We start from the raw sequence: 24,227 nt of genomic DNA, 5'->3' as shown, positions 1-24,227 counted from the left end.
CCGCCCGGCACAAGCTTCACAAGAGCAGTTGAGCGAGGAACCCGAGCAGGATGCTGCCGAGCATGCCGAACGCCAGGTACAGCGCGAAGACCTTGTTGTTGACCACGCTGCGGACCGCGACCATCGCCGGGATGGTCGTCACGGACCCGGCGAGCAGGAACGTCACCGCCGCGCCCTGGGCCATGCCCTTCGCCAGCAGGCCGCCGACGATGGGGATCGCACCGACACCGTTGAGGTACAAGGGAATGCTGATGACCGCGGCGAGCGGGATGGCCAGCCAGCCCTTGTCGCCGCCGAGGATGGCGGTGATGATGCCGTTCGGGACGTAGACGCGGATGACGCCTTCGAAGACACACGCGAAGACCAGCCACTTGCCCAGGGACACGGTGTCGCGCAGGAAGTTCCGGCCCGTGATCCGCCAGTTCCGCTTCGACTTCAGACTCGCCTTGGCCTGCGGCCACCATGGAGCGCCGTCATCGTCATCCTCGTCCGGCGTGCAACTCCCGTCGGCCGCGCAGGTCGACGAACCACCGGTCGCCGCGGGCGCCTCGGTGAGGACGGTCGTGCCACCGCCGGCGGCCACCGCCACCTGAGCGGGAGTGGCGTGCCGCTCACGCTCGTCGACGGCGGGCTTCTTCTCCGGGCGCAGCACGTCCTTGAAGCCGCCGCGCTTTTCGACGAGCAGGATGATGATCCCGGCTCCCATGGCCAGCACGAGCGCGCCGAGGAGGCGGGCGGTCGCCAGCGGAAGGCCGATCTCCTTTGCGGTCAACGCGAAGATCGGCGGATCCATGGCGGGGGAGGCGATCCAGAACGACATCACCGCCGACAGCGGCACGCCGCCCCGCAGCAGCTTGCGGATCAACGGGATGACCGTGAAGGAGCAGAACGGGCTGAACGCGCCGAGGCACGTGGTGAACAGGACACCCAGCAACCCGTGCTTGCGGAACGAGCGGCGCGCGACGACGTCGAGGTAGAGCAGGTCGACCATCGCCGCGATGGCCAGGGCGATGAAGAAGAAGATGCTCAGGTCGACCAAATTCTCCCAGGCCAAGCGCAGGACCTCGAGGATCTTGTCCATGCCACCATCCTTGACATCGGGGACCGGATTCGCGTGCCGAGGACGGTCTAGCTCCCCCAGCCTTCATCGATGCTAGTCGATGAAAGGAGCTCGGTCCATACCCGCCGATAGTCGGGAAGGTCCTCCGTGGAGTCCGGCGCGGGCGTGATCACAACGTCCGAAAGGATGAATTGCGACCCTGAAAACCGTGATCTACCTGCGTTTATCGATCCATTGACATGTATCGCTGAAGCATGCAATCGTGATCCCTCGTACGAGGAGAGGCCCGCCGCCGGGTCGGTTCCGCTGGGGGAACCAAATCCTTTTTGTCCGATTCAGTTGTGGGGGAAGCATGCCCGCTGCGCGTGTACTCGTCGCGTCCGCCTTCGAAGCCGAGCTTCAGCCGCTGACCTCCGCGTGTGCCGGCGCCGCGATGCGGGCGCAGGACGCCGACGTCGTGGGCTGGGACGCCCACAAGAATCCGGACGCGGTACCGGACGGCGAATTCGACCTGGTCCTGCTGTCGGTGCAGCAGTTCGAGGGCGTCGAGCGCGGCCTGAACCTCGCCGCCCGGCTGCGGGAATCCTTCGGTGGAGCCAAGCTGGTCGCGTTCGGGCAGTACGCCCAGATGAACCATCGCCGGTTCCTCGAAACGGTCGACGCGATCGTGATGGAAGAACCAGAGCTGGTCGCGGCCGAACTCGCCGAGGTCGCCCGCGGCGAGCGCGAGGTCGCCACCGTGCCGGCATCGATGACCGCGCAGGGAATGCGGCCGAAACCGCCGCACCGGCGCATCGCCGTCCCGGCCCCGGCTCGTGATTTGTTCCCGTCTTTGGTGCATTATCCGGCGCACCATTCACCGTACGGGTTGATGGGCAACGTCGAGACAACCCGCGGCTGCCACCACAAGTGCACCTATTGCTCGGTGTACGGCGCTTACGACGGCGGAGTCGCCGCCTACAACGCCGACACCGTCCTCGCCGACTGCCTGCAACTGGCCGAAGAAGGCGCCCGGCACTTCTGCTTCATCGACGCCGAGTTCTTCAACTCCCGCACCATCGGTCCCGGGGTCGTGCGCAAGCTCGTCGACGAGATCGGGCCGATCACCTTCGAGTTCACCACCCGCGTCGACCACATCCTCAGCTACCAGAAGGAACTCACCGAGCTGGTGTCGCTCGGGCTGGTGAAGGTCACCTCGGCACTGGAGTTCCCCTCGAACCGAATCCTGCGGATCTTCGACAAGCACATCGACGTCGACCACATGCGCGCCGCGATCGCCGAGGCCGAGCGGATCGGGTTCGTGCTGTACCCGACGTTCATCCCCTTCACCCCGTGGATCGAGTACGAGGAGCTGCTCACCTTCGAGGACTTCCTCGTCGACACCGGGCTGGCGAAGGTCACCGACCCGACTGCCCTGCAGACCCGCCTGCTGCTGTTCAAGGGCTCACCGCTGCTGTCCTCGCCGTGGATGGAGGACATCGCCACCGTCGACCGCGGCCTGTGGGTCGAGTGGACCCACCCGGACCGCCGCGTCGAAGAGCTGTGGATCGAGCGCCGCGCCGACGCCGAAGACGTCGGCAAGGTCCGCTGCTGCGTGAAGTGCTGAGCCAGGCCGGAACCGGATCGGGAGGGACAGGAAGCAATGGGTGGAGCACCGCGCGTCGTGGTGAGCACGGGTCAGGGACTGCCGGACCTGGACTGGGAAGGTGAGCTCGCCGACCTCACCGACGTCTTCCCCTACCTCGGCCCGACCTGGCTCGGGGCGAGCGAGAAGGCGCTGACCGACCTGCAGCCGTGGCACACGATCGCGACCCGCGCCCGGGGCGAGCTGGCCCTGCTGCCCGGGTACGTGATGACGACGCCGCCGGTCGTCGACCACGAGCCGCGCACCTACCTCGGGTGGCAGGCACCGACCGGTGAGGAGGTCTGCTGCGGCGCGCAGACCGACGCGTGCATCAGCGGCGAGGTCGACGCCCTGGGCACCGAGCCGTTCTTCCCCGCTCTGCTGCTCGGCTCCCCGCTGGGCTACCGCACCGAAGTGGCCTACAACTTCTGGACGCCCAGCCTGATGGCGCAGATGGTGTCCGAGCTGGTGCCGGCGGCGTTCGAGCAGGGGATCAAGTGCATCGTCGCGCCGTGGATCTCCGGGCGCAGCGGCAACGACGCAATCGTGACCGCGCTGCAGCAAGTGGGCGGTCACAGCACCTTCTGGGGCTACGAGGACTACCTGCGCCTCGACGCCGACTCCTGGGACGGCCACCTGGCCGCACTGCCGCTGAAGAAGCGCCAGCGGATCAAGAGCGACGTCCGCCGCGCCGAGGCGGCAGGGGTGCACGTCGAGCGCGTCGACGGCGAAGCCATCCGCCCCTTCGTCACGCGCATCGCCGAGCTGACGTGCCTCAACCGGGAGAAGAACGGTGCCGGTGAGGAGCCCGCGCACATCGTCGACGTCCTGACTGCCCTGCTGGACGCCCGCGCGGACGTGCGCGCCTACCTCGGCACGAAGGACGGCGCCCTGGTCGCCACCTGTGTCGTGATCCGCAAGCACCACCGGCTGTTCCCGAAGTGGGCGGGCTTCGACTACGCCGCCATCGGCGAGCGCAGCGGCATCTACTTCGCCCTCGTCCTCGACGCCCCGGTCCGCGACGCCTACGCCGAAGGCCTGCGCACCGTCGAGTTCGGCGCGGGCGCGCACCAGGCGAAGGTGCTGCGCGGCTGCACCCCGCGGCCGGTGACCACCGCGATGGTCGTGTCCGATCCGCAGCTGCGCCCGCAGGTCGCGAAGTGGATGGACGCCTTCGGTGCCAGCCGCCGCGTCGCGTTCGGCGATGCCCCCGCCGCCACCCGCACTCCGCTGCCGGTCGTCTCCGGCAGTTCCGGCGCCTGCTGCTCCGACGGCTGAAATCACTGGAGGAACGTTCGTGATCACCTTCGTGCCGCTGACCGGGTTCCTCGGGGCCGGCAAGACCACCACGATGATCGCCACCGCGCAGGCGCTGCAGGAGCAGGGCCGCCGCGTCGCGGTGATCACCAACGACCAGGGCGTCGAGCTCGTCGACACCGCGCTCGTGCGCAGCAAGCTCGACTCCGTCGCCGAAGTCACCGGCGGCTGCTTCTGCTGCCGCTTCGAGGACCTCGTCGACACCATCCGCGCACTTGTCGACGGCGCCGGCGACACGCCGGTGGACACGGTGATCGCCGAGGCCGTCGGCTCGTGCACCGACCTGCAGGCGACCGTCGTCCGGCCGCTGCGGGCCTACTACGGCGACAGCATGGTCGTCAGTCCACTCACGACAGTCATCGACCCGTTGCGATACATGGCTTTCGACCGCGCCGCCCAACGTGGCGAACCGGAATCGGACCTGTCGTATCTGTTCCGGCAGCAGCTGACCGAGGCCGACGTCATCGCCGTGAACAAGCTCGACACCATCGCGCCGGACCGCGCCACCGAGCTGATGACGCGGCTGTCCGCCGACTACCCGAACGCGGCGGTCGTCGGCTACAGCGCCAAATCGGGCGACCGCGTCGACGAGCTGGTGAAGGCGTGGGACGGCCCGTCCGGCAACCACGCCGTCGACCTGCAGGTCGACTACGACCGCTACGCCGCGGCCGAAGCCCAGCTGGCCTGGATGAACCAGGACGTGCAGCTCACCTCGGAAGCTCCGCTCGACCTCACCGCCTGGGGCCGGCAGATGCTCGCGACCCTGGGCAGCTGGGCGGACTGCGCGGGCGCCGTTGTCGGGCACGCCAAGCTCACCGTCGAGGCCGGGGACGGCGACTTCGCCAAGCTCAGCCTGACCGCCGCCGGTGCGGAGCCGACGGTCGACCGGGCCGCTGAGAAACCGGCCACGACAGCCCGGGTGATCGTCAACGCCCGGGTCGCCTGCGAGCCCGCCGAGCTCGATGCCGCCGTCCGCGACGCCGTGGCCACGGCGAACGCCGCCACCGGCGCCCGTTCCGCGGCCACCGCGCCGGTGTCGTTCAAACCCGGCTACCCCACCCCGGTCCACCGGCTCGCCGCCACCGGCGCCTGACCCGAAAGACGACCATGACCGACACCACCACCGCCGAGATCCAGGACTACTACCGCGGGAAAGCCGCCGAGGCCGCGGAAGCGACGAGCTGCTGCGCCCCGGACCCGACGCGGTTCGGGCCCGGCGCCTACGGCGACATCGGCCCCGACGAAGCCTCCGACGCCGCGCTGCTGGCCAGCCTCGGCTGCGGCAACCCGACCGCCGTGGCCGAGCTGCGCGACGGCGAGACCGTCCTGGACCTCGGCTCCGGCGCCGGGCTCGACCTGATCCTCTCCGCGCGGCGCGTCGGCCCGGACGGGCAGGTCTTCGGCCTGGACTTCCTCGAGGAGATGCTCGCCGTCGCGCGGCAGAACATCGAAGACGCCGAGGTCGACAACGTCATCCTGCTCAAGGGCACCATCGAGCAGATCCCGCTCCCCGCCGCCACCGTCGACGTCATCATCTCCAACTGCGTGATCAACCTGTCCCTGGACAAGCCCGCGGTGTTCGCCGAAATGGCGCGCGTGCTCGCCCCCGGCGGCCGGCTCGGGATCACCGACGTCGTCGCCGAGGACCACCTCACACCCGCGGACCGGGCCGAGCGCGGCGGCGTCAGCCAGTGCATCGCCGGCGCCCTCTCCAAGGCCGAGTACCTCTCGCTGCTGGCCGAAGTCGGCCTGACCGACGCCGAGGTCGTGTTCACCCAGGACGCCGCCGACGGCATGCACTCCGCGATCATCCGCGCCCGCAAGCCGGGCGCCGACGACTGCGGACCCGACAGCGGCTGCTGCTGAACATCGAGGTTTCGACCACTGAGGGGAGTACCTGCATGTCCTTCACCGCGATAGTCGTGTTCGTCCTCGTCGCCGCGCTGGCGGCGGTCAACGGCAGCAACGACGTCCCCAAGGGCGTCGCCACCCTGGCCGGCGCCGGAGTGACCAAGTACAAGACAGCGATCATCTGGGGCACCATCACCACGCTGATCGGCTGCGTCTTCTCCCTCGGCCTCGCATCGAAGATGACCGCCCTGTTCTCCAAGGGCATCATCACCGGCGCCACCACCGACGCGTTCGCCGTCGCCGTGCTCGCCGGCGCCGCCTTCTGGGTCGGCCTGGCCACTGTCCTGCGACTCCCGGTTTCAACCACCCATGCCCTCATCGGCGGCATGGTCGGTGCCGGGCTGCTGATGAGCACCGGTGGTGTCTCGTGGAGCGCGGTCGGCAGCAAGCTTGTCACGCCGCTGCTGGTCAGCATCGTCGTCGCCTACGCCATCACGCTGATCCTCGCCGTCGCCACCGGTGCCGCGAACAAGCGCCGGTCCGCGGCCACCCCGCCGGTCACGTCGTCCGGCAGCGGGGATGTCGCCGTGCAGACGGCTCCCGTGGTGACGCCGGAGAAGACCTCGTCTCGGATCATGACCGCGGCGCACTGGTTCACCAGCGGTGCCACTGGCTTCGCGCGCGGCCTCAACGACACCCCGAAGATCGTCGCCATCGGCGCGTTCGCGCTGGTTCCGGCTGGGATGAAGCCGTGGCACATCATGGTCCTGGTGACCGCCGCGATGGCCGCCGGGTCGCTGTTGGGCGGGATGCGTGTCGCGGAGAAGCTCGGCGAAGGCGTGGTCAAGATGAACCACCGCGAAGGCTTCCTCGCCAACCTCACCACCGCCGCCCTCGTCGGGGTCGGCGCGGGTGCGGGGCTGCCGATGTCGACCACGCACGTGTCCACCGGGGCGATCGCTGGATCCGCCGGCCCGAACCTGAGCCGGATCTCCGGCGGCACGGTCCGCAACTTCCTGATCGCCTGGCTGGTCACTCCGCCAGTTGCTGGTGTCGTCGCGGCGCTGGTGTTCATCTTGGCTCGCTAGCCTGGGTTAGTGAGCGAGCACAAGCTGGAGCGGGAGACCGCCGAGTCCTACGCCCGCTGGTTCCACGCGCTGTCGGACGCGAACCGGGTCATGATCGTGCACTTCCTGGCCCAGCAACGTGACCCGGTTCCCGTCGGCGCGATCGTGGACCACCTCGGCATCTCCCAGCCCACGGTCTCGCACCACCTGAAGATCTTGTCCCAGGTCCGGTTTGTCACCCGCCGCCGAGCCGGGACAAGCATCCTCTACGCGATCAACCACAGCTGCGAAGTCGGCCTGCCCACCGCCGCCAACGCCGTCCTCGGCCTGCTGGCCACCCGCGACGGCAACGACCCGATTCCGCTGGAAAGGACGTCGTGACCGAGCACCCGGCGCTGTTGCTGGTCGGCAGCGGGGACCGCCGCTACCGCGAATACATCCTCGCCGCGCTGCGGCCGCACTTCCGGCTGTGGCTGCTCGACTCGGTCGAGCCGACCTGGCAGACCGAGCACGTCGACGGCGTCACCGTCGTCGACACCCGCGACCCTGCCGCTCTCGCCGAGGCCGCGGGCAAGCTCGACTTCCAGCCCGACGGCGTGCTCACCTACGACGAATCCCTGGTCACCGCCGTCGCCGCCTTCGCACAGGACGCCGGATTCCCGGGCAGCCCACCCGAAGCCGTCCAGGCCTGCCGGGACAAGGCCGCGACCCGCGCCGCGCTCGCCGAGGCCGGGGTGCCGCAGCCCGCGTCCCGGCCGGTCGCCTCCGCCGAGGACGCCGTCGCCGCGGCCGAGGACATCGGCTACCCGGTCGTGGTCAAGGCCCGTGGTCTGGCCGGCAGCCTCGGCGTCCTGCGCGCGGACACCGCCGAGCAGGTCGCCGAGGCGTTCACCGCAGCCGCTGGAGCGTCCTGGCCCGGCGTCCCGCGCTACGAGGCCGACGTGCTGGTCGAGGAACTGCTGACCGGGCCGGAGATCAGCGTCGACGCCGCCGTTAACCAGGGCGTCTGCCACCCCCTGGTGATCGCCCGCAAGCAGACCGGCTTCGAGCCGTTCTTCGAGGAAACCGGCCACGTCGTCGATGCCGACGACCCGCTGTTCGACGACACCGCCCTGCTCGACCAGCTCGACCAGGTCCACAAGGGCATCGGCTTCACCCACGGCGCCACCCACACCGAGTTCAAGCTGACCCCGTGCGGCCCGCGCCTGGTCGAGATCAACGCCCGCCTCGGCGGCGACTTCATCCCGCGGCTCGGCATCCTCGCCGGCGGCGCCGACCCGGTCGTCGCCGCTGGTCAGGTCGCCGTCGGCCTCCCGCCGACGCCGCGGCGGGCGCTGCGCAAGACCGCGGCGATCCGCTTCCTCTACCCGGCCCACGACTGCGAGGTCACCGCCACGGAGGTGCACGCGGAGCGGTTCGGGCCCACGGTCTACGAGGCTCTCGGCACGGCCGGCCCCGGCACGAAGCTCGCCCTCCCGCCGCGCGCGTATCTCGCCCGCTACGGGCACGTCATCACCGTCGGCGACGACCACGCCCAGGTGGTCGCCGACCTGGCCGTCGCCGAGGAGCTTGTCGAGCTGCTCAGCACCTGAACCATCGACGGCCGTCGATCCCTCACCTGGGTGAGGCACAATCGGGACATGACCACGACTGCGCCCGACGCCGTGCTGCTGCCCGTCGAGGACGCCGCGACCTACGCCGAATGGTTCGCCTGCCTCGCCGACACCACGCGGGTACGGATCCTGCACGCCGTCGCGGCCGCGGGCAAAGCCGTCACCATCGGCGAGATCACCGAGCAGATCGCGATCAGCCAGTCCAACTGCTCCCACCACGTCCGCAAGCTCGCCGACGTCGGGTTCGTGCGGCTGCGCAAGGTCGGCACCGCCACCCTCGTCTCGGTCAACGCCTCCTGCGCGGTGAGCCTCCCGCACGCCGCCGACGTCGTCATGGGCCTGCTCGCCCCCAAGCCCACCGAGCCCGGCGACCTCGCCCCGGACGTCACCATCCGGCCCCTGCGCGCCAAGGACTGGCCGGCCGTGCGGCGCATCTACGCCGAAGGCATCGCCACCGGCGACGCGACCTTCGAAACCGACGTCCCACCGCGCGCCGAGCTCGAGGCCAAGTGGCTGCGCGGCCACCGCTGGATCGCCGAGGTCGACGGGCAGATCGCCGGCTGGGCCGCCGCGGCGGCGGTGTCCACCCGCGACTGCTACGCCGGGGTCGCCGAGACCTCGGTGTACGTGGGGGAGAAGTTCCGCGGCCGCGGCGTCGGCAAGGCCCTCATGCACCACCTTGTGGCCGCCGCCGACGAGGGCGAGCTGTGGACGCTGCAGACGTCGATCTTCCCGGAGAACCGCAACAGCGTCGCCCTGCACCACGGCGCCGGCTTCCGCACCGTCGGCATCCGCGAGCGCATCGGTGAGCTCGACGGCCGGTGGCGCGACACCGTCCTGCTCGAACGGCGCCGCGCCTCCCAGCTCTAAGTGTTCAGGCCTTGCTGATCCGGCAGGCGAAGCACTTGTACGCCTGCTGGCCGGACAGGTTGTCGTAGAACGCGTCGTCGACCAGCCCGTTGGCGGCTTCGTAGCGCGGGTCGCCGAACTGGTCACCGACCTGCTGGGCCGGGCCGAAGGTGTTGGGCACGAAGATCGTGTCGGGCCGGATCGCCGGCCAGAACAACGCCGTCCCGGTCACCTTCCCCCGCGGGCTCTCCACCACCACGGTGTCGCGGTCGCCGATCCCGAACCGCCGCGCGGTGTCGGGGTGCACCTGGACCAGGCGGATCCCGTTGAGCTGCTCGCCGGTCGGTGTCCAGTGCGTCACGCTCGCGAAGTGCACCACGCTCGGCCGCCCGGTCATGCCCATCAGCGGGAAGTCCCGGTGCATCGCGTCCGAGCCCGGGACGCCGAGGCGCACCTTGTGCGTCACCGCCTGCGGGTTGACCGGGTTGGTGACGAACCCGGGCTCGTAGGCGATCGTCGGGTTCGCGCCGGTCACCTCGGGGTGGGTGTAGAAGACCGGCAGCGCCCGGTGGCCGGCCGCGGCGAGCTTGCGGTCCAGCTCCGGGGTGAAGATCTCGACGTTCCCGCTCGGGGTGAGGAACCGCTTGCCCGGCGCGCCGAGCGCGGCGGCGGCCTCGTACCAGGAGGGGTGGTCGAGGTAGAGCGTGCTCACGCCGGGGTGCGACGTGCTCGGGCACGGCCAGCGCAGCGGCTCGGCGCGGGCGTCCATCCGCTGCTGCGTCATCCCGCCCATCGCCGGGGTGTGCTTCACGAACTCCGCCCACAGCGTCGAGTAGTCCTTCCAGCTCTGCGGGAAGGCGTCGGTCCAGTAGCTGGCGGGCTTCTTGCGGTCGCGGCGGCCGAAGGCGTGGGCGAGGTCGATCCAGATCTCCCAGTCCGGCTTGGACTGCCCGACCCGTGGCACGGCGGCGTGCTGCCAGCGGATCGCGCGGTCGTCGCGTCGCATGTAGACGCCGTCCAGCTCCAGGCCGCTGGTGACCGGCAGGATGACGTCGGCGTAGTAGGCGGCTTCCTCCATGAACAGGCCGGTGTAGACGTAGAAGTCCAGCTTCTTGAACGCCTCGCGGACTTTGTTGGTGTTCGCTGACGAGATGAGCGGGTTGCCTTCGGTGATGACGGCCTTCAGCGGGTACGGGCGGCCGGTGAGGATGGCCTCGGCGAAGTAGTCCGGCCCGACCGGCAGCGCCTGCTCCAGCGGCGGCGTGCTGACCGTCAGCTCCGGCAGGCGCAGGTCGCCGGGCCAGGTGTTGTGCATGAAGTTGCAGCCGCCGCCCGGGACGCCGATGTTGCCGGTGACCGCGGCCAGGAAGGTCAGGACGCGGTAGGTGTCGAAGGCGCCGAGCTGGTGGGAGATGCCGGCGTTGCAGAAGATCGCGGCGGGCTTGGCCGTGGCGTAGTCCTCGGCGAGCTGCCGGATCGTCGCGGCCGGCACGCCGGTGACGCCGGCGGCCCAGTCCGGGGTGTAGTTCTTGACGTGATCCCGTAGCTCGGCGAACCCGAGCACCCAGCGCTGCACGAACGCCTTGTCGTGGAGGTCGCGGGCGATGATGTGCTGGAGCATGCCGAGCGCGAGCGCGAAGTCGGTGTGCGGCTTCGGCGCCACCCACGTGTCGGCGGCCGCCCCCGTCGGCGTCCGGCGCGGGTCGACCACGACGAGCTTCGCGTGGGTCTTCTTCCTCGACCGGAGCAGGTAGTCGAAGGTGACCGGGTGGGTCTCGGCCTGGTTCGTCCCGAGGAACAGGAAGTACTTCGCCGCGCCGAGGTCCTCTCGGCCGGTGGCGGCGTCGACGCCGTAGCCGTTGGTGAAGTTCCCGAGCCCGAAGGTGGCGGCGAGGGCGTTGCCGCCGGCGTCGTTGCAGACCGGTCCGACGTCGGTGTTGTTCGGGCTCCCCAGCAGCGCGAACAGGCGCGCGACCAGCGAGCCGGTGCCGCGGGGGAGCCGGCCGGTGGTGCGGTTGGCGATCGACTTCACCTGCCCGCTGTCGCGCAGCTGGAGGAGCCGGTCGGCGATGAGGTCGAGGGCGGCGTCCCAGGAGATCGGTTCGAACTTCGAGTCCTTCGAGCCTTTGGTGCCGGAGACGCGGCGCAGGGGCGTGGTCAGCCGCAGGGGGCTGTAGGCCAGCTCCGGCATCATCGACGCCTTCACGCAGAAGTTGCCGGCTTGGACCGGGTCGTCCGGATCGCCGGAGACGCTGATGACCCGTCCGGCACGGATGCCGACCTTGAGGCGGCAGTTCGAGTTGCAGAACTGGCAGGCGGTCGAGACGACGGTGTCGGGGTGCAGCGCGGCCGAGTCGGTGGTGAAGCTGAGCTCCCCACCTGCTGGGCTGCCGTTCCGGGCGTCCGGAATGGCAGCGACCGCAGGATCCGCGGCGGCGACGGCCGGGTTGACGAACAGGGAGGCGCCGCTGATGACGGCACCTTGGACGAAACCTCTGCGTGACAGACCGGTGAAATCGTCCATAAGGACCTACCCCCAGAAGACGAAACGGACACAGCGCGCGACTCCATCGACACGCGTCGATCCACACTAGAGACTGTCGGAACCATTGCATAGCAACGAATGTCGCAATCGATCGGTGCAGATCGATGTTCGCTGCCGATCGCCGCGAACGCGGCGGACACGCCGCTGGTCGCGCAGCGCCTGCGGTGTTGGTCAGCGTGGGTAGTCAAGCTGGTGAAACGATCACGATTCCACGTGCGACTTATCGTCACCAGTCTCGTGACAGAGAGGAGCAACAGTGGACGCGGCAACCGCGGCGCTCCTCGGCGCGAGCATCGGCCTCACCGGCACTCTCGTGGCGCCGATCGTTACCTCTTACCAAGCTAGACGAGCTAAAAGCCAAGAACTCATGCGCGACGCCTATGCGCGCGGCTTCGCCTGCTTGGCGCGGATTCCGCGCTGCGATACTCCGGACGATCATCGGAAGCTGCGCGACAAGATGCTTGAGGCTCTTGCTCACATCGAAATCGTCGGGGTCAAGTCGACCAGCGACTTGTACGGCACGGTCGTCGAGTCCTATGAGGCGTGGAAAATCCAAGATGGAACGAACAGCGGCTTCGAGTCGAGCGCAAAGAAGTTCCAGCAGGCGGCTCGTTCCGACATCGCGTCGAGCGATGCAAATGGGGCGTCGACGCCGGCCCTGCTCGGCCGCGTCGTGGTGGTCGCGCTGCTACTGGCCTTCTACTGGTGGGCCAGGTTTCCCGGTCTCCTCGATTCGGGCAATCGAGCTCTTGGCGGACTCGAGTTCGCTGTCGTGACAGCGATGACGGTCGTGGGGCTCTGGGTGGTCGTTGTTTCGGTGCGGAAGCTGTTCAAGTCAGTACCTTCGACCTAGAACTGGATGCCGGAATGAGCAACGACCACACGGTGCCGCGGATGTACCTGCGGCGCTTCGCCGAGGAGCGCCGTGGCGAGTGGTTCGTGCGCGCTCGGCGGGTCGACGACCTCGAGCGCCACTTCCCGCCGAACATCCGGAAGGTCGCGGCGGTCAGCGACTTCTACGGTGAGCGGGTCGAGAAGTTCCTGTGCATGATCGAGAAGGGTGCGACGCCGGTCTTCGACGCGCTCCTCGACGCTCGTGAGGGAGCCCTGCCGGCGTACTGGCCGGTCGACAACGAAGATCGCGCGGCCCTTGCGTGGTGGATCGCCGCGCAGATCGTGCGGACTACCCGGCAGCGGCATCGGCTCGTACATCTGGCCGGAGACAGCCATGGAGACCTGGCGCTGCCGAAGGCCCTGCGGTCTAAGGCTGGGCGAGACAAGCACGTCAAGTTCATCGCCGAGCACCTGGCGAAGCTCGCATTCATCGTGTTCAACCGTCCGTGGGGCCTGGGCTTCAGCACGCTGTGCCTGCTGACCAGCGATAGCCCGGTCGTCGTGATCAATGGGCACGACGACCCCAACCAGCTACTGGCCGCCGCGTTCTGGGATGTCGTCCTGCCGCTCGACCCGCACAGGTTCCTGATCTTGCCCGGCCGCCCGATGAGGCGGAGAGGGCGTGCCAAGCAGCGCGACCACCTGGCCCTCCTGCCTGGCGGCTTGAGCCTGGCGTTGAACTCGATCATCTTCGAGGCCGCCGACAATCAGATCTTCTGTCACCCCGATCACGACCCCCTCCCGCACCTGCGGCTGGAAGGACCGCGGTTACCGACGCCGTGGCGCGACGACGATCCGCCGAGCCGACCGGAATGGGTGTTCGACTATGGGGTCGTTGCGTTCGGCCACACCATCGAGCGCCGGTGGCTCGAGGAGCACCCTTGGCAGCAGGGCCCCGACGCATCGGCAAGCTGATCTGTGCGAAGCCGTCGGTCTAGGCAACGAGGGGCACCCGAAGATCACCTGGCCGGGCTATCATCCACGACGATCACCTCGGTGGATACGACCTCCCCGGCGCAGGCGAACTCACGAAGATCGCCGAAGCTTGACCGACCTGCAACTCGGCGGGAAGCCGCCTTCCCCGGCCCTGCGAACAGGGGAAGGCGGCTGACTCGCCATCGACACGACGGGGTCGATCAGGGAAGCCGGAAGGCCTGCAGGCTCGGCTGCCGTGTTCCCAGGTCGGTGTTCAGCGTCGACAGCACGGTGCCGTTGACGACGGCCGGGCTGATTTCGAAGTTGGTGCTGCCTGAAGCGAGCTGAAGCGTCGCAACGGTAGCGCCGTTGTCCAGCCGGACTGCGTTGACGAGCGAGCCGTTGATTCCTGTGCCGAAGTACACGACTCCGTTCGCGACGACGGGATCGCCGCCCGCCGACGGCATGGGCGTGGTCTTCTGCCAGAGCGTCGCGCCTGTGCGTGGGTTCAACGCCCGGATCACCGCGGTCGTGGTGCCGCTGTTGTTGGTGACGAGGACGGCGTTCGGAGTCACCGCGGGGGTCTGCCAGAACTGGGAGACGTCCTTGCGTTGCCAGCGGATGGCGCCGTTTCCGGTGTCGAAGGCCAGCATCCCCTGGCTCGCGTACTGAGTGCCGACGTAGACCAGCCCGTCGGCGACGGCGGGTGTGCCGTCCATGGTCACGGCTGTGGTCTTCGACCAGACCAAGTTCCCGGTTGTTGCGTTGAGGGTGTAGAGCCGGCCTTGTTGGGCCGCCGGGTAGTTGGGTACGAGCCTGGTGACCGCGTAGACGCCGTTCGCCCATACGGCCAGGCCGCTCACCATGTACACCGGCAGGTCGTTGCGCCAGAGCACCGTCCCCGAGAAGGAATCGACCTTCGCCACGGAGGTCGAGGTGAGCACGTACGCGGTCCGGCCGTCGAGCGCGCCGCTACCCACGCTGCAGCCGCCGCCGGTGAGGGACGTCTGGCTCCAGGCCGCTGATCCGTCGGCAAGGTTGTAGGCGAAGAGGCCTTGGTCGGTTTGGATCAGAACGCGGGTACCGTCGGTCAGCGGGTGGCAGCCCCAGCCGTTCAGCTGTTTCTGCCACAGCAGCACGCCGGTTTTGAAGCTGACGGCGTTCAGTTGGCTTGTGGAGGTTGCCGGGTCGAACGCGGAGAAGACGACCTCGTCGCGCCACACGACCGGGCGGGAGAAGATCCAGCCGGCGGATCCGGCGTACTGCCAAGCCCTCTTCAGCTTGCCCGCGTTGCCCGTCGTGATGGTCGAGTCGTTTGTGTTGAAGCCAGTGTGTGCCGCGGTCAGGCCTTCCTGTGACCAGCCTGCCGACGCGATCCGGTCGTTCAGCCAGTCACCTGCTCGGTTCGTGAAGCCGGCATCGGCGTAGTGCAGGTGCGAGCAGTAGAGCCTGCTGATGGGCGCGCAGGCCACGGCGTCGGCAAACGAGTAGTTGCAGACCGGATCACCGGCGAGGCAGTAGCTGCGGACGGCATTGGTCCTCGCGGCGGGGATCGTTCGCACCGTGCCAGGGCCGCGAGCTTGCCAGACTCCTACTCGGTGCGGGTCGTATGGACCGACGTCGATGACGGCCTGATCGGGGTTGAACCGCGGATCGCCGAGCAGGGTGAGACCCACGACCATGTCCTGCGCTGCTTTCCCCAGTCCTTGGTAGACGTCTCCCGCGACGTGGGCGCCCTGACTGTAGCCCGCGAGAACCACCGCCGAGCCGGAGCACCGGGTTGCGAACGAGTTGAGGAAGCCGGTCAGGGCGTTGATGCCTTTTGCGATGCTGTCGCGGTAGTGCGGAAGGTAATTCGGGTCCAGAACGTTGACGGGGATCGCCGGATAGTCGATGAAGTACGTCTGCGCGTCGGGGTACTTCGCGAGCACCCGTTGCCGCACGGAGTTGATGGTGGTTCCGTACCCTGCTCCGTCGCTGTTTTTCTCGCCGGATCCTCGGACTCCGACGAACTGGACAGCGGGGCAAGATGTCTCGGCGCCGGATGCTGTAGGTGGACCTGTTGTTCCGAGCGAAGTAAGTGTCGAGCCCAGAACCACCGCAGCGAGCGTCAGGGCTGCCCGTGTGCGCAACTTCATTGCTTTCTCCTCCCAAGGATCTGCCGCGTTGCAAAGGGTCGGTCCGATCAAGGGAAGTGTTACGGCCGCTTATGACAACAATTTTTACGGCACGAATTAGATCGACTGATCTATTTGTTCGTTACTTTCCGATGGCGTGGTGTGCGCTCTCAAGACATCGGCCTCGGTCGCCGATGCCTGTGGGTGAGGTTGGCCGGCTCGACTTGACAGCGCAGCCGTCGTCTCGCAGTATCCGAACAGGTGTTCGATAAGTTCGGGTTCGCTCGCGGCTCCCCACGCGGGTGTCTCCGGTGCGTGTTCGTGGTGCTGGAGGTGCGTGGTGGCGGTGCCGGAGGCGGTGGCGGGCCTGGCGGCGATTCCTGGCGTCCGCACTGCCTCGCAGCTCAAGCAGCCGGGTCTCGAGACGCCGGCCGCCGCCGGCTCGCTTCCGGTGGTGCCGGTGCTCGCCGAGCTCCTTCCGGGCGGCGAGCTGCGGCGTGGCAGCACCGTATCGGTCTCGGGCTCGACCGCCCTGGTCCTCGGGCTGCTCGCCGAGGCGACGCAGCAGGGCTCGTGGGCTGCAGTCGCCGGCATGCCGGAACTCGGCGTCACGGCAGCCGCCGAGCTGGGGGTCGACCTCGACCGGTTCGCGTTGGTGCCCGAACCCGGTGCCGAACTCGTCGCGGTCGTCTCGGCGTTGATCGACGGGTTCGACCTCGTCGTGCTCGGCCCGGCCGCCGCGCGGGGAGTTCAGCCTCAGCTGGGCCGCCGGCTGGCCGGGCGAGTTCGCAACCGAGGTGCGGTACTGCTGGCCATGGGCGTCTGGCCCGGTGCCGACCTGGAGCTTCGGGTCTCGAACCGCAAGTGGCGTGGACTGACTGAGGACGGTTTCGGTCACCTGAAGTACCGCGACGTCGTCGTGTCCAGCCGAGGTCGCGGAGCAGCGGCTCGTCCGCACACGGTGGCGCTCCAGCTGCCGGGACCTGGTGGTGCGGCCGCTGCGGGCTCGCTGCCTGCGCGGAGCGGGCTGTCCGAGGTCGCAGGATGAGCCGTCCGGTCCGGTATCGTGCCGCGGACCTGCCACAGGCCGCTCGATGATCGGCAGTCAGACAGGTGGCGCGGTCCGGTCAGGCGCGCGAAACGAGTTCGGCGAGTTGCTCCCTGTCCGGCCGGCGACGGGCAGACCCGCCGCCTGTTTGCGCGGACACCGGCTCGACCTCGATCTTTACGAGAAGCTCGCGTCGTACAGCCACCGTTACCGCCTGCATGCCACGCTCTGCGAGGTATGCCGTGCGCTGGAGGGCTGCGACCCATCCGAGCGTCGCCTCGCCGAATGGGCGCACCTCGACGTCGCAAGCCAGCAAACTTCCGATGCGGCGGTCGGCGAAGGCCTCGCCCTCCTCGTTCGTCCTCCTGCAGCCGGAACGCTGGCCGGCCGAATCGACCTTCACTTGGACGGCGCCCAGGTCGCCACCGCGACGCTCAGCATCTGCGTCCTCTGCCGGACTGCCACCCTCGACTACGTCCACGTCGTTGCCGATTATCGACGACTCGGTTTCGGCCGCACGCTCGTCGCGGCCGCTATCGCCCGCGCGCCGTCCTATCGGTGGACCGTCCCGCTGCCGACTGGTCCGGTGGCTCAGTCGTTCCGCGCCCGGATCGCCATGCGCAGAGCGGATCGACCCTGTTCTCATCGGGCGAGCTGAACTCCGGAATCAAATGTCGGATTCGAGTCGGTGGCGAGCCCAGTCTCGCGCGGCCGCGGTGAGCGCCGCACGGTGAGCCAGCGGCTGGTGACGTTCGAGGTACTCCCAGATACCCCAGATCGCCACGGCGAAAGCGGTCTTTATATCCCCGGAGGCGTCGCGCCAGCACGGCAGTTGGTCCGCCCAGGCTTCGGCCGCCGCCGGGGTATGACCTGCCTCGATGAGGCGGGTGACGAGGAACGCCGGATCGACGGCGGGGTTGGCCTGCCGGGACCAGGCCCAGTCGACGATCCGGGCCCGGCCTTCGTGGACGAGCAGGTTCAGGCAGTGCAGGTCGGTGTGCGCCAGCGTCCGTCCCTCGACGAGCTCGACGGCGGCGGCTTCCCAGGTCGTCAGCTGGTCGAGGTGGTCGCGAGCCCAGGGATCGAGGTCGGCGGGGGTGTCCTTGGCGAGGCGCCGCCAGGCGGCCAGCCGGCCCCACTGTTCCGCCAGGGCCGGCGCGTCCACCGATACCTCCTGCAGCGCTTCGGCCATCGTGGCGACGACGTTGAGAACCGGCTGGAGGTCGGTGGATCCGGGGGACAGGTCGGCGTGGCGGCCTGGAGAGTGCTCGAAGCCGAGCAGCAGCCAGTCGTCGGCTTCGGTTTGCCACAGCAGGTGCGGCGCGACCGAAGCCGGGAGGACCGGGTTGACGGCCGCTTCGTGCCGGTGCATGCGCCCGCGCTTGCCGTCCGCCTCGGCGATGCCCTTGCAGAAGACCGTGCCGGTCGCGGTGTGCAGGGTGGCGGAGAAGTCGGAGTTGCGGCCCGCGCTGGGAAGCACGGCCTCGTGGACGTCGCCGGTCTCGTGCTCGATGGCCGCGCGGACGGCGGCGGGCAGTGCTTCCCAGGTGCTGCGGGGCATCCGGTTCGGCCTCCTATCGCGCCGGCGGTGGGTCTTCGTGGCAGCCATTGTGGCAACCGGTGCAGCTGCCGAGCGCGGCGCGTGGCCACAGCGCGTCGTCGAGCTGGAAGCCGAGCGTGCGCATCGCGGCGCAGGTTCGGGCGAGGACGTCCGCGGGTGACTCGGCGGGGTGCAGGTCGTCGTTGGGGACGTGGTGGAGGAACCTGCCGGCCACGCGATCGCAGAACGCGGCGTACTCGTGGGTGTCGAGGATGAAGGTGTGCCAGCCGATGTCGACGAGCTCGCTGGGAGCCAGCGGTGCACCGACGTTGACCGCGCAGGCGAGGAGGAACGCCAGCGCCTGGTCCATGATGCGTTCGGCCAGCTCCCGCTCGAACTGTTCGACCTTGATGATGCGGTCGGTGAGCCGGTGGAAGAGGTCGTCGGAGATGAGGGCTCGTCCGGTGCGGTGCGGGCTGAGGGTGATCGACATCGGTGCTCCAGTGGCTCGGAGGAGTTGGTGACCTCAGCGTCGAGCGCGACGTGACGAGCTGGGAGGCCAGAGCACGGGGCGGCCGGGGGAGGCCAGGGGCAGCTCGGGGCAGATGGGCTGAACGCCCATGACTCCCAGCGTGAGCGTGGATACACTCGCCGTGACCAGGGAGGGCGGATGCCGGAGCCGAACGGCCTGTTGCGCGCAGCACGGGAACGGCTGCCCTCGCCCGGGGTGCCCGGCGAGCACGCGTCTCGCGCCGACGTCGCCGATGCCGTGGTCAGCTGGCTGTGGGAGACCACCCATCAGCGGTATCCCTTCGACGCGCACTACGTCGCGAAGCTCGAACGAGGCGTCGTCCGCTGGCCCAGCGCGGCCTATCGAGCCGGCCTCCGGCACGTGCTCGGCGCACCCGACGACGCCGCGCTCGGCTTCGCCCCGTCCTCGCGCCTCGCCGACCCTGCTCCCGTGCAGTCCTCGTTCACCGCCTGGCACGCCGACCGGGTGATTTCGCAGGCCGTCACCACCACCGAACTGGACCTGATGCCGACGTCACGTCGAAGCCTGCTGGCGACCGCCACTGCCCTGGCCGGTTCAGCGCTCGCCGCGGAGCTCACCCCCTTCCTGTGGCCGGCCACCGCAGCTCGGCCCCGAGCTGGCACCGCGGCTTTCAGCATCGACGAGCTGACCGCGGTCGAGGAGTTCGTGCGGTTCGTGCGGCAGTGGCGCACGACCAACGGCACCGTGGCGCGTTCGTCCGCCGTCGCGCAGCTCGACAGCCACCTGCGGCGGCTCAAGTCGGCCCCGGCCGGCACGCGGGAGACCCAGCGTGGGTTCCGGGCCGGCGCCGAGCTGGCCGACATCGTGGCGACGATGGCGTGGGACGAGGGAGCGCACGGAGCTGCGCAGCGCTACTTCACCCTCGCGGCCCAGCTCGCTCACCTCGCGGGTGATGACGCCTTGGCCGCGGTCGCTCTTGCCTCTCTGGCCCGGCAGTGCTTCGACCTCGGTCGCCCGCACGACGGGCTCGAAGTTGTCCAGCTCGCGCAGTACGCCACTCGCCGGACGGCCAGCCCGCGCCTGCGGGCCGTCCTGGCCACCCGGGAGGCATGGGCGCACGCCCAGCTCGGCGACACCCGGGCGTTCCAACGCTCGGTCCACCTTGCCGAAGACCACTTCGGCGAAGGGCTACGCGACGGCGACCAGGACACACCCTCGGTACGCAGCCTGGACGAGGCCGAGCTGGTGGGCGTCATCGGCGCCCGGTACCGGGACCTGGCTCGCCACGACGCTCGTTACGCCCTTCAAGCTCAGGAGTACATCACCCGAGCGATCTCGCTGCGGGATCCCGGCCGGCGTCGCAACCGCGTTTTTGACCTGGTGGGGCTCGCGCGCACACATCTGATCGGTCGCGAGCCGGAGCGGGCCGCGGAACTGATCATGATGGCACTGCCGGATGCGGCGTCTTGGACGGCGGGTCGGGTCGGAGTGAAGCTGCGGGACTTCCATCGTGAATCAGCCCGGTTCGCTACCGTTCCCGCCATACACGACGTCCGCGAGGCCGTCGCGGCGAAGCTGGCAGCGTGAGGGAGAGGACGACACGTGGTGCGCATCGGGATCACCGGCCACTCGAACCTGACCGATTCCACCGCTGAACTCGTAGCGGAAGAGCTGCGGAAGATCCTTGCCGACCAGCCCGACCACCTCGTCGGCGTCACCTGCCTCGCGCGGGGTGCCGACCAGGTTTTCGCCCGGGTCGTCCTGGATCTCGGCGGCGCGCTCGAGGTCGTGCTGCCGGCCGCGGACTACCGCGAGCGCAAGGTCAAGCCCGACAACGCGGCCGACTTCGACAGCTTGATCGCCGCCGCGAGCGTTCACACAATGCCGTTCACCGAGTCGAACCGCGACGCCTACATGGCCGCCAGCGAACACGTTCTGTCCATCGTGGACAAGATGGTCGCGGTCTGGGATGGCGGGCCGTCCGGTGGCCATGGCGGCACCGCGGATGTCGTCGATGCGGCGAGGAATCGAGGTCTGGACGTCACGGTCGTCTGGCCGGAGCACGCTGCCCGAGTCTGAAAGTCCTTCAGCGGCGGCCGATCCGATCGCGCCGTGACGGAATTCCCTTCCGTTGCCGGAGGACATCGTCACAGGGCTCGCATTGCTGGTGGACGCGGTTGTTTCGACCCTCACCGGAGAGTTTGAACTCCGCCTCGCCGGATTCGCCGCAGAGCATGGTGACAGCTTGTCCCGGTTGGGGAACCGCAGTGAGGTCCATTCGATGCCACTTGCCGTTGAGGACCGGCTGGATCGTCTGCGGGTCGACGTAGATGACGGCGGCGACCATCACGACGCCCGAGCTTGGAGAGAATCGAGCCAGCCCTCGATCGTGACCGGCTTGGCGAAGGCGCGCCCCAGCAGTGCCCTCGCGGTGTCGTGGTACCTGTTCAGCACGTCCTTGTCCGTGCCGTACGTCGTGCAGTGGCTGTGCTTGAGCGCGACGGCGATCGGCCTGGGGCCGTCCTCGAAGAGCGTGAAGGCTGCCGCGGAATCGGGACCGGAGTGGACGATTTGGATTGTGACGTCGAGGCGGCGCCCTGCTTCGCGGAACTGCCTGATCTGCTCGGCGCCGTCGGGTTTGTCGCGGGCCATGCGCAGGGCCTCGTCGCCGATCAGAAAGACGTACCGGCGTCCGCCTTGCTCCATCGTCTGCCGACGACACTGGCGCTGGAATAGCTCCTGGTCGTGGCGTTCGGACTGCTCCGCGGCCTCATCCCGAGCCGCGGCGGGCGGCGGTGATGGCAGCAGGAGGTCCGGGATGCGGAATGGCGCCCACTCCACGATACGGCTCGAAAGCTGCTCGTACGTCCACAAGAGATCGATCAGCGGCGACGCGGACTGGTCGACGAAGTTCGGGACGTCGACCTGCTTGGCGATCTTCATGATCTGGTCGAATTCGGCACGGCTGACTCGGAGGCAACCGAGAATATGGGCGACTAGCGTGGGCTCGGGGACGTTGGTCCCCAGTTCCACGTTCGACAGCTTCTGGGCGCTCATTCCCAGCAGGCGAGCCAACTCGCGGAGCCCCATCTTCCGGCGCTCGCGCGCATCGCGCAGTCCGACGCTCACGGCGAGTACGGCAGGTTTGCGAGTTGCGTTCATCGTTCGGTCCTTGCTCTTACGTTGGTCAGCTGAAAAAGCTTCAGGAAGCTGACGAAGCCCGTGAAGTACGCGGCTGAGCAACACGTACAGAGCCAGGTCTTCCTCGTTCGGCCATTCGGGACCGCACGCTGGCTCGTCGTCTGATTTCTGTTTCGAGGTCATGGTTTTCAGTTGCCGCCGGTATTGGGTGGCACCCCTGGTGACCGGGGCTCACATCGGAGGGGGAAGCGAGGTGGTCGACCAGCCACCGGGGTGCCGAAATCGACCTTCGCGGGTCGTCCAGCTGAATCACCAGGGCGTACATCCGGGGCGAATCTGTAGGAGATCTTGCGTACAGCCATCTGACCTGCGGTAATCTGATGACCTCAGGCGGTGATCTAGGGAGTGAATCATGGGAACGCGGCGCCACGGGCTCATCCGGGCTCGTAAGGCAGCTGGCTACACCCAGGAGACGCTGGCCATCGAACTGGGCCTCGACACGACTACCGTCGGGCAGTGGGAACGCGGCAAATCGGAGCCGCTGCCTTACAAGCGGCCGAAACTCGCAAAGACGCTCGGCGTCACGTCGCGCGGCCTCGAAGAGCTGCTGGCCGAAGGCGCCGCCGTGGTGTCGCGTCCGAGCGCTGACTACGAAACCTGGGCCGACGACTTGGACCGAGTCGCCGTATGCCTCGGCCGCCAGGAGTTCGACCTGGCGAAGCTCCTGCTGGATCGCTGGACCGGCCGGCTGATCCCCAGCGGCGATGACCGGGGGCTCTACCTCTACGGCCGGTCGCTACGGCTTCTCGGTGATCTGCGTCAGGACCAAGGCGTCCTCACCGGACCGATGTCCGCCCGGCAGAGCTACGGCCGCGCGATGGCGGTCTTCCGCGAGCTCGGCGCCGACCGGCGGGTCGCGCAGCTCGAACTCCAGCTAGCTGTCCTCGACGAGATGGGCGGAAACCACGAACCTGCCGCCGAGCAGTACCGGCAGCTGGCCACGGACACCCGCCTCGACGCCCGCGACCGCACCCGCGCCCAGCTCTGGGTCGGGACCGCGCTCAGCAAGGCGGGCCGGAACGCGGACGCCATCACCTTCATCAAGCCCGCCATCCGGCAGTTCGAGGCTCTCGAAGAGCCGCAGGACTGGTCGGTGGCGTTCCAGAAGCTGGCCCTAGCGCACCGTGGTGATGGCGACCTAAGCCAAGCCGGCGTCGCCTTCCAGGTGGCGCTCGACCACCGGCCCGGCGACGCACCCATGCAGCGCGTTCGCCTCGATACCGCGCACGGCCACCTCCTGCTGTCCGACCCCGCCACCGCCGATAGCGGGCTCAAGCTGCTGGAGGGCGCCGCCGCAACCTCGACGCAGTACGGGATGATGCATCAGCTACAGGCCATCTCGGGCATTCGCCGCGCGTACGAACGCCAGGCGTGAGCCCGCGCACGCGACCCGAGGGAGTACGAACGCGCCGTGACGCGGCAACTTACCGATGTGGAGTGGCAGGACGCCGAGCTCGTGTGGGACTTCCACCAGGTCCACCACGAGATTTCTGCGTGCGACGTCGCCATCGCACTGGGGTGCAACGACATCGGCGTCGCCGAGTACGCGGCCGAGCTGTACCACCGCGGCATGTTCCAGACGGTCGTCTTCACCGGTGCGACCAGCCGGGACACCGCCGCCGTCTTCCCGCGCGGCGAAGCCGTCCACTTCCGCGAGCGCGCCTTGGAGCTGGGCGTGCCGGACGCCGCCATCCTGGTCGAGCCTGAGGCCGCGAACACCGGTGCCAACATCACGCTCTCCCGTGACCTGCTCATCGGGGCCGGGCTGACACCGGACTCCGTGCTCCTCATCTCGATGCCGTACATGGAGCGGCGGGCGTTCGCGACCTGCCGGCGGCTGTGGCCTGAAGTCGCGGTGACGTGCACGTCGGCGCCGCTGACGCTGGAGGAGTACGTCAAGACGATCGGCGACGCCGCCGAGGTCGTCGACATGATGATCGGCGATCTGCAGCGGGTGATGATCTACCCCGAACGTGGCTTCGCCATCGACCAGCCGGTGCCGCCCGCCGTGGCCGCGGCCTTCGATCGCCTGGTCGCGGCGGGATTCAACAGCCGCCTGCTCTGATCGGCAGAAGTCGATCAAGTCAGTAGCG

Annotated in this window: 23 protein-coding genes; 16 read left to right on the top strand and 7 right to left on the bottom strand. The window is 68.7% G+C overall.

Annotated elements, in window-relative coordinates:
- Positions 1–16: 16 nt before the first annotated feature.
- Entirely contained in the window at positions 17–1,081 is a 1,065-nt protein-coding gene (locus tag BLV96_RS16375) for a permease (RefSeq protein ID WP_086674868.1), read from the bottom strand.
- Between the two features lie 331 nt (positions 1,082–1,412).
- On the opposite strand from BLV96_RS16375, the gene arsL reads away from it, so the two are divergent.
- Genes arsL through BLV96_RS16335 form a run of 8 tightly spaced genes read left to right on the top strand, consistent with a single transcriptional unit; the run spans position 1,413 to position 9,402 of the window.
- A complete protein-coding gene (gene arsL / locus BLV96_RS16370; protein WP_086674867.1) occupies positions 1,413–2,666 on the top strand; it encodes an arsinothricin biosynthesis radical SAM protein ArsL in 1,254 nt (417 codons plus the stop codon).
- 36 nt (positions 2,667–2,702) lie between these two features.
- Positions 2,703–3,962, top strand: a complete 1,260-nt coding sequence (locus BLV96_RS16365) for a GNAT family N-acetyltransferase (RefSeq protein ID WP_086674866.1) — start codon at positions 2,703–2,705, stop codon at positions 3,960–3,962.
- Between the two features lie 19 nt (positions 3,963–3,981).
- Positions 3,982–5,094 (top strand): GTP-binding protein, encoded by a 1,113-nt coding sequence (locus BLV96_RS16360; RefSeq protein WP_208608236.1) that lies wholly within the window; start codon positions 3,982–3,984, stop codon positions 5,092–5,094.
- A gap of 14 nt (positions 5,095–5,108) precedes the next feature.
- Positions 5,109–5,867, top strand: coding sequence for a methyltransferase domain-containing protein (locus BLV96_RS16355; RefSeq protein WP_086674864.1), 759 nt, complete (start codon positions 5,109–5,111; stop codon positions 5,865–5,867).
- A 35-nt stretch (positions 5,868–5,902) separates the two neighbouring features.
- The gene (locus tag BLV96_RS16350) at positions 5,903–6,940 is read left to right on the top strand and encodes an inorganic phosphate transporter (RefSeq protein WP_086674863.1); all 1,038 of its coding nucleotides are present in this window, start codon (positions 5,903–5,905) and stop codon (positions 6,938–6,940) included.
- Positions 6,941–6,949: 9 nt separating this feature from the next.
- Positions 6,950–7,300 (top strand): ArsR/SmtB family transcription factor, encoded by a 351-nt coding sequence (locus tag BLV96_RS16345; protein ID WP_086674862.1) that lies wholly within the window; start codon positions 6,950–6,952, stop codon positions 7,298–7,300.
- Entirely contained in the window at positions 7,297–8,511 is a 1,215-nt protein-coding gene (locus BLV96_RS16340) for an ATP-grasp domain-containing protein (protein ID WP_158104114.1), read from the top strand. Before BLV96_RS16345 ends, BLV96_RS16340 begins: the two co-directional genes overlap by 4 nt.
- 48 nt (positions 8,512–8,559) lie before the next feature.
- Positions 8,560–9,402, top strand: a complete 843-nt coding sequence (locus BLV96_RS16335) for a helix-turn-helix domain-containing GNAT family N-acetyltransferase (RefSeq protein ID WP_086674860.1) — start codon at positions 8,560–8,562, stop codon at positions 9,400–9,402.
- 4 nt (positions 9,403–9,406) lie between these two features.
- Here the strand turns inward: BLV96_RS16335 and BLV96_RS16330 are convergent, their stop codons facing one another.
- A complete protein-coding gene (locus BLV96_RS16330) occupies positions 9,407–11,905 on the bottom strand; it encodes a molybdopterin-containing oxidoreductase family protein (RefSeq protein WP_086674859.1) in 2,499 nt (832 codons plus the stop codon).
- A 277-nt stretch (positions 11,906–12,182) separates the two neighbouring features.
- Here BLV96_RS16330 and BLV96_RS16325 point away from each other — a divergent pair, with 277 nt between their 5' ends.
- A complete protein-coding gene (locus BLV96_RS16325; protein ID WP_086674858.1) occupies positions 12,183–12,779 on the top strand; it encodes a hypothetical protein in 597 nt (198 codons plus the stop codon).
- Positions 12,780–12,793: 14 nt separating this feature from the next.
- A complete protein-coding gene (locus BLV96_RS16320) occupies positions 12,794–13,735 on the top strand; it encodes a DUF4238 domain-containing protein (RefSeq protein ID WP_086674857.1) in 942 nt (313 codons plus the stop codon).
- A 221-nt stretch (positions 13,736–13,956) separates the two neighbouring features.
- Here BLV96_RS16320 and BLV96_RS16315 read toward each other — a convergent pair whose 3' ends face one another.
- The gene (locus BLV96_RS16315; RefSeq protein ID WP_086674856.1) at positions 13,957–15,873 is read right to left on the bottom strand and encodes an outer membrane protein assembly factor BamB family protein; all 1,917 of its coding nucleotides are present in this window, start codon (positions 15,871–15,873) and stop codon (positions 13,957–13,959) included.
- A gap of 319 nt (positions 15,874–16,192) precedes the next feature.
- Between BLV96_RS16315 and BLV96_RS16310 the strand changes: the two genes are divergently transcribed.
- Together BLV96_RS16310 and BLV96_RS16305 are read left to right on the top strand one after the other, a co-directional pair.
- The gene (locus BLV96_RS16310) at positions 16,193–16,900 is read left to right on the top strand and encodes a hypothetical protein (protein ID WP_167379619.1); all 708 of its coding nucleotides are present in this window, start codon (positions 16,193–16,195) and stop codon (positions 16,898–16,900) included.
- Positions 16,901–16,946: 46 nt separating this feature from the next.
- On the top strand, positions 16,947–17,558 hold the full coding sequence (locus BLV96_RS16305) for a GNAT family N-acetyltransferase (protein WP_086674855.1): 612 nt from the start codon (positions 16,947–16,949) through the stop codon (positions 17,556–17,558).
- A gap of 9 nt (positions 17,559–17,567) precedes the next feature.
- Here BLV96_RS16305 and BLV96_RS16300 read toward each other — a convergent pair whose 3' ends face one another.
- Positions 17,568–18,461 (bottom strand): phosphotransferase family protein, encoded by an 894-nt coding sequence (locus BLV96_RS16300; protein ID WP_086674854.1) that lies wholly within the window; start codon positions 18,459–18,461, stop codon positions 17,568–17,570.
- A gap of 13 nt (positions 18,462–18,474) precedes the next feature.
- Entirely contained in the window at positions 18,475–18,933 is a 459-nt protein-coding gene (locus BLV96_RS16295) for a glycine-rich domain-containing protein (protein WP_086674853.1), read from the bottom strand.
- 177 nt (positions 18,934–19,110) lie between these two features.
- Between BLV96_RS16295 and BLV96_RS16290 the strand changes: the two genes are divergently transcribed.
- Together BLV96_RS16290 and BLV96_RS16285 are read left to right on the top strand one after the other, a co-directional pair.
- On the top strand, positions 19,111–20,520 hold the full coding sequence (locus tag BLV96_RS16290) for an NsdA family TPR-like regulatory protein (protein WP_244180251.1): 1,410 nt from the start codon (positions 19,111–19,113) through the stop codon (positions 20,518–20,520).
- A gap of 15 nt (positions 20,521–20,535) precedes the next feature.
- Entirely contained in the window at positions 20,536–21,012 is a 477-nt protein-coding gene (locus BLV96_RS16285; protein WP_086674852.1) for a hypothetical protein, read from the top strand.
- 7 nt (positions 21,013–21,019) lie between these two features.
- Here BLV96_RS16285 and BLV96_RS16280 read toward each other — a convergent pair whose 3' ends face one another.
- Positions 21,020–21,280 (bottom strand): hypothetical protein, encoded by a 261-nt coding sequence (locus BLV96_RS16280; protein WP_086674891.1) that lies wholly within the window; start codon positions 21,278–21,280, stop codon positions 21,020–21,022.
- Positions 21,280–22,257: a Scr1 family TA system antitoxin-like transcriptional regulator gene (locus BLV96_RS16275; protein WP_086674851.1), complete on the bottom strand. Its 978-nt coding sequence runs from the start codon at positions 22,255–22,257 to the stop codon at positions 21,280–21,282. The genes BLV96_RS16280 and BLV96_RS16275 overlap by 1 nt, the downstream gene beginning before the upstream one ends.
- Positions 22,258–22,486: 229 nt before the next feature.
- Here BLV96_RS16275 and BLV96_RS16270 point away from each other — a divergent pair, with 229 nt between their 5' ends.
- The gene (locus BLV96_RS16270) at positions 22,487–23,509 is read left to right on the top strand and encodes a helix-turn-helix transcriptional regulator (protein WP_086674850.1); all 1,023 of its coding nucleotides are present in this window, start codon (positions 22,487–22,489) and stop codon (positions 23,507–23,509) included.
- Positions 23,510–23,545: 36 nt separating this feature from the next.
- The gene (locus BLV96_RS16265; protein WP_086674849.1) at positions 23,546–24,199 is read left to right on the top strand and encodes a YdcF family protein; all 654 of its coding nucleotides are present in this window, start codon (positions 23,546–23,548) and stop codon (positions 24,197–24,199) included.
- Positions 24,200–24,227 lie beyond the last annotated feature (28 nt).

Origin of the sequence: Amycolatopsis pretoriensis, from assembly GCF_900107925.1 — a bacterium.
GTDB lineage: Bacteria > Actinomycetota > Actinomycetes > Mycobacteriales > Pseudonocardiaceae > Amycolatopsis > Amycolatopsis pretoriensis.
Note: the sequence above shows the minus strand (reverse complement) of the source record. Positions and strands in the feature narration are given on the sequence as shown.

Bases quoted from the DNA above. Each gene is read 5' to 3' on its own strand.
- BLV96_RS16375 (WP_086674868.1), bottom strand. From the start codon at position 1,081: ATGGACAAGATCCTCGAGGTCCTGCGCTTGGCCTGGGAGAATTTGGTC.
- arsL (WP_086674867.1), top strand. From the start codon at position 1,413: ATGCCCGCTGCGCGTGTACTCGTCGCGTCCGCCTTCGAAGCCGAGCTT.
- BLV96_RS16365 (WP_086674866.1), top strand. From the start codon at position 2,703: ATGGGTGGAGCACCGCGCGTCGTGGTGAGCACGGGTCAGGGACTGCCG.
- BLV96_RS16355 (WP_086674864.1), top strand. From the start codon at position 5,109: ATGACCGACACCACCACCGCCGAGATCCAGGACTACTACCGCGGGAAA.
- BLV96_RS16350 (WP_086674863.1), top strand. From the start codon at position 5,903: ATGTCCTTCACCGCGATAGTCGTGTTCGTCCTCGTCGCCGCGCTGGCG.
- BLV96_RS16335 (WP_086674860.1), top strand. From the start codon at position 8,560: ATGACCACGACTGCGCCCGACGCCGTGCTGCTGCCCGTCGAGGACGCC.
- BLV96_RS16330 (WP_086674859.1), bottom strand. From the start codon at position 11,905: ATGGACGATTTCACCGGTCTGTCACGCAGAGGTTTCGTCCAAGGTGCC.
- BLV96_RS16320 (WP_086674857.1), top strand. From the start codon at position 12,794: ATGAGCAACGACCACACGGTGCCGCGGATGTACCTGCGGCGCTTCGCC.
- BLV96_RS16315 (WP_086674856.1), bottom strand. From the start codon at position 15,873: ATGAAGTTGCGCACACGGGCAGCCCTGACGCTCGCTGCGGTGGTTCTG.
- BLV96_RS16305 (WP_086674855.1), top strand. From the start codon at position 16,947: ATGATCGGCAGTCAGACAGGTGGCGCGGTCCGGTCAGGCGCGCGAAAC.
- BLV96_RS16300 (WP_086674854.1), bottom strand. From the start codon at position 18,461: ATGCCCCGCAGCACCTGGGAAGCACTGCCCGCCGCCGTCCGCGCGGCC.
- BLV96_RS16295 (WP_086674853.1), bottom strand. From the start codon at position 18,933: ATGTCGATCACCCTCAGCCCGCACCGCACCGGACGAGCCCTCATCTCC.
- BLV96_RS16290 (WP_244180251.1), top strand. From the start codon at position 19,111: ATGCCGGAGCCGAACGGCCTGTTGCGCGCAGCACGGGAACGGCTGCCC.
- BLV96_RS16280 (WP_086674891.1), bottom strand. From the start codon at position 21,280: ATGGTCGCCGCCGTCATCTACGTCGACCCGCAGACGATCCAGCCGGTC.
- BLV96_RS16275 (WP_086674851.1), bottom strand. From the start codon at position 22,257: ATGACCTCGAAACAGAAATCAGACGACGAGCCAGCGTGCGGTCCCGAA.
- BLV96_RS16270 (WP_086674850.1), top strand. From the start codon at position 22,487: ATGGGAACGCGGCGCCACGGGCTCATCCGGGCTCGTAAGGCAGCTGGC.